Source organism: Arthrobacter gandavensis, assembly GCF_039528575.1.
Lineage (GTDB): Bacteria > Actinomycetota > Actinomycetes > Actinomycetales > Micrococcaceae > Arthrobacter_B > Arthrobacter_B citreus_B.
In genome coordinates, this window is the sequence record NZ_BAAALV010000002.1 from 354,286 (window position 1) to 358,277 (window position 3,992).

Annotated in this window: 4 protein-coding genes; 3 read left to right on the forward strand and 1 reads right to left on the reverse strand. The window is 64.5% G+C overall.

The features are described 5' to 3' along the window. Positions 1–39: 39 nt before the first annotated feature. Entirely contained in the window at positions 40–459 is a 420-nt protein-coding gene (locus ABFX29_RS04870; RefSeq protein ID WP_152225341.1) for a hypothetical protein, read from the reverse strand. A gap of 316 nt (positions 460–775) precedes the next feature. On the opposite strand from ABFX29_RS04870, the gene ABFX29_RS04875 reads away from it, so the two are divergent. The 3 genes from ABFX29_RS04875 (at position 776) to ABFX29_RS04885 (ending at position 3,978) form a co-directional block, all read left to right on the forward strand. Then, positions 776–1,513: a GAF and ANTAR domain-containing protein gene (locus ABFX29_RS04875; RefSeq protein WP_152225343.1), complete on the forward strand. Its 738-nt coding sequence runs from the start codon at positions 776–778 to the stop codon at positions 1,511–1,513. Then, positions 1,510–2,562, forward strand: a complete 1,053-nt coding sequence (locus tag ABFX29_RS04880; protein ID WP_152225345.1) for a Gfo/Idh/MocA family protein — start codon at positions 1,510–1,512, stop codon at positions 2,560–2,562. The genes ABFX29_RS04875 and ABFX29_RS04880 overlap by 4 nt, the downstream gene beginning before the upstream one ends. A gap of 84 nt (positions 2,563–2,646) precedes the next feature. Next, positions 2,647–3,978: an MFS transporter gene (locus ABFX29_RS04885; protein ID WP_152225346.1), complete on the forward strand. Its 1,332-nt coding sequence runs from the start codon at positions 2,647–2,649 to the stop codon at positions 3,976–3,978. The last annotated feature ends 14 nt before the right edge of the window (positions 3,979–3,992 follow it).

A 3,992-nucleotide genomic window follows, 5' to 3' on the forward strand; every position in this document is an offset into this window, starting at 1 on the left:
CTGTTCCGGGCCCGCCCCTGTTTTCGTGGCAGTGAAGAGTTACACCGGATCCGGGGTTTCGTTGTCCTCCATGGACTGGATCAGCGTGTAAAGCGCCTGGCGAAGTTCCGTTTCCCCGGCGCGGGCGTCGCATCTTTTCCTGACAGCCGCGAGTTCCTCCACCATGGCGGTGCCGGAGGGGGTGCGTGACCACCGGCCCGGACGGCGGGGACGGGCGTAGCCGGCCTGGTGCAGCGACGCGAGACCGAAAGAAGCCTCTTCCAAACTCAGGCGCGTCAGCTGGGCCACTCGTGCGGCCGGCATGCCCGGCGCGGTGAGCGCCTTCAGGACGCGCACTGAGTTTTCGGTCAGCGAAAGCTCCGCCAGGAAAAGCCGGCTGGCTTCGGCGGAAAGGTGTGCCGCGGCACCCAGCAGCAGGGTGAGTCCTCCGGGAAACGGGGACGGCGAATCAGTGCCCAACGCGCCACCCGGGGGGAGCCCAGCCGGCGGGCACTTCATGGCCGGCGAAGGTCTCGCACGCAGAGCAGGTGTAACTCACAACACCGGGATCATTCCCGGTTGGTGCTGTGTAGAACTCGTAGATCAGGTAGTCGTCAACGCCGCAATGGTGACAGATCGGCAAGTGCGCCGGCAGGCCCATCGATAACTCCGTAAAGGTGTGCAGAAGCCGTGGCCGCGTCTTGACCGTATCCGGATATCGTAGTATCTAAGCTCTGACACGACAATCGTGGGCGCACAGTGCGGTTCACCGGGGCCCGAAAAGGAACATTGCACTATGGACGACCTGAGGTCTGCGACTGCCACCGCAGCACAGCTGCAGGACCTGCTGATCCACCATGAAGACGTACTCGAATTCCTGCAGCAGCTGGCCCGGCTCAGTGCTTCTTCCCTCTCCTCCAGGGGTACGGTTTACTGCGGAATCACGCTGCAGCGCTCCCGCGGGCACAGCTACACGGTGGCCAGCAGCGAAAGCGCAGCGCTTGAAATGGATGAGATGCAGTACGCCTTCGACGACGGCCCCTGCCTCCATGCACTCCGCGTCCATGAAGCCGTGGATGTTCCGGACACCTCCGCCGATGAACGCTGGCCGGAATACATGCAGCACGTCGTGGCGCAGGGCATGAGGGCCATCTATGCCGTGCCGCTAACGCTGGAGGGCCACGCGCGGGCTGCCCTGAACCTCTACTCCCGTTCAGCCAATACCTTCGATGACGATTTCAAGCGGGTCGCGCGGACGTACGCCGAGGAAGCGTCAATGGCTCTCCGGCTGGCCGTTCGGATGTCCCAGCGTGCCTCCACTGTCGAGGACCTGCAGTCAGTGCTGCAGTCGCGGACGGACATTGACCTGGCAATTGGGATCATCATGGGCCAGAACCGTTGTTCCCAGAGCGAGGCGTTCGAGACACTGAAACGGGCTTCGAACAGCAGGAACCTCAAGCTCAAGGTGCTGGCAGGGGAGATTGTTGCCAAGCTCAACGGCGCTCCCTCCGAGACGCATTTCCAGACGTCATGACCGCAGCGGCCCCGTCCACGGGTTCCCCGCCACTGCGCACGGTGCTCTTCGGCTACGGGCTGGGCGGCCGGGTCTTCCACGCACCGCTCCTTGAGGCGGACCCGCGGTACTCCCTGGCTGTGATCGTCACGTCCGACCCCGCCCGCGCCCGGGCGGCCGCAGCCGCCTACCCTGCTGCCGCCGTCGTACCATCTGCCGAAGCTGCCCTGGCGCTGGCAGGAAACCTGGATCTGGCGGTGGTCAGCACGCCTCCGGCAACACACGCTCCCCTGGGTATCGCCGCCCTGGAAGCCGGACTTCATGCCGTAGTCGATAAACCGTTTGCGCATTCTCCCCAGGCAGCGCAGGAACTGATGGATGCGGCAGCCGCGGCGGGGAAGGTCCTTTCTGTTTTCCAGAACAGGCGCTGGGACGGAGACTTCCTGACGCTCAAGGGTCTGCTGGAACGTGGTGAACTCGGCACCGTCAGCCGGTTCGAGTCACGGATGGAATCCTTCAAGCCTGCCGTCACCAAGGCCTGGAAGCGGGAAGCGGGAACGGCCGACGGCGGCGGGATCCTCTTTGACCTGGGGCCGCACCTGATCGACCAGGCCCTGCAGCTTTTTGGTCCGGCCGAGCCGGCCTACGCGGAAGTCCGTTCAAGGCGGGAAGCCGGCGGACCGGACGACGACGTCTTTGTGGTCCTGCAGCATGCCTCTGGTGTGCTCTCCCACCTGTACATGAACTCGCTGGCACCGCAGGCAGGGGAGAGGTTCCGGGTTACCGGGTCCAAAGCCGCCTGGACGAAGCGGGGGGCGGACCCGCAGGAAGCGCAGCTGGACGCAGGACTTCTGCCCGGGGATTCGGGCTACGGGGTGGAAGAACCGGCCAGCTGGGGAATGCTCGGCACAGACGCGTCCGGCACGGCTGTCCCCACGGAGGCCGGCCGCTACCAGGACTTCTACGCCGGACTGGCTGCTGCAGTCCTGAACGGTGCCGCACTGCCGGTCCACCCCGCGGATTCACTGCGGGGGATGGAAATTATACGGCAGGTCCATGCCGGAATCTGATTCTCCAGAGGCTGCCGCGTAACCACCCCGAACTAACGCGACCGAAATCACGTTGTGTCCCTCATCTCCTTTAGCATTTGAGGAATGCACCTCAAAGACCGGATCGAAGATTCCACCCTGAGCCGGCGGCAAGTCGGAATCATTGCAATTTGTACAGCCCTCTACATGATCGACGGTTTCGACGTCCTGGTCATGGCTTTCAGTGCCTCCGCCGTCTCGGCGGAGTGGGACCTGAACGGTGCCGAGCTTGGGTTCCTGCTCAGCGCAGCCCTGGTCGGCATGGCAGTCGGTTCCATTTTCGTTTCCACCATTGCGGACGTGATCGGCCGCCAGAAAACCCTCCTGATCGGCGTCTGTGTTGTGGCCGCCGGCATGTTCGCCTCCGTTTTCGCTCCGTCCTATGAGGTCCTCTTGGTCCTGCGCCTGATCACGGGCGTCGCAATCGGCACGCTGCAGGCAACCATCAACGTTTTCGCTTCGGAGTTCTCCAATGCCAAGCGGCGGTCAACCGCCCTGGCAATCGTCAGCATCGGCCAGCCCGTGGGCGGTGTCCTGGGCGGCCTGGTTACCGGCCTGCTCATCGCTTCCTTCGGCTGGCGCTCAGCTTTCGCCTTTGGCGCCGCCGCCACCCTCGTGATGATCCCGCTGGTGGTGAAGGTGCTGCCCGAATCCATTGACTACCTGTCCGTGCGCCGTCCCGCCAACGCGCTGGAGCGCATCAACAAAACGCTGCGCAGCATTGGCCAGGAACCGGTGGCGGAACTGCCCGAACCCGCACCGCGCGGGGAGAAGAAGTCCCGCTTCGCGGACGTCCTCACCGGCGTCAACGCCCGCCGCACCATCCTGCTCTCGCTGGCCTACTTCATCCTGATGGCCAGCTTCTACTTCGCCAATTCCTGGACCCCCAAGCTGATCACCGCCAGCGGCTTCAGCGCGCAGGACGGCATCAATGCCGGCGTGCTCTTCAGCGTTGGTGCCATCACCGGTGCCGTGGTGCTTGGTGTGTTTGGTTCCCGCTTCGACATGCGCCGGGTCCTGGCCGTCTTCTTCGTGGTCGGCGCAGCCACCTTCGTGGTGTTCGCCAACTCCACCGAAGGATCACTGCCGCTGGCGCTGTTCGCAGCCGCACTGGTGGGCTTTGGTTCCAACGCGCCGATCGCCGGCATGCTGGCCATCAGCCCTACGTACTACGACTCCGAGGTCCGCGGCACTGCCCTTGGCCTGGTGATTGGCATGGGCCGCGTGGGCGCGATTGTTTCCCCGATCCTGGCCGGCAGCCTGATCGACGGCGGCTGGACGCCGGGGGATCTGTACTTCCTGTTCGTCATCCCCATGGCCCTGGGCGCCGTCGTCATCTCCATGCTTGGAGCGCCCGTGCTGCGCGGGGCTGCAGCAAAGGTCCCGGTTTCGCACTAGGACCGCCACAGACG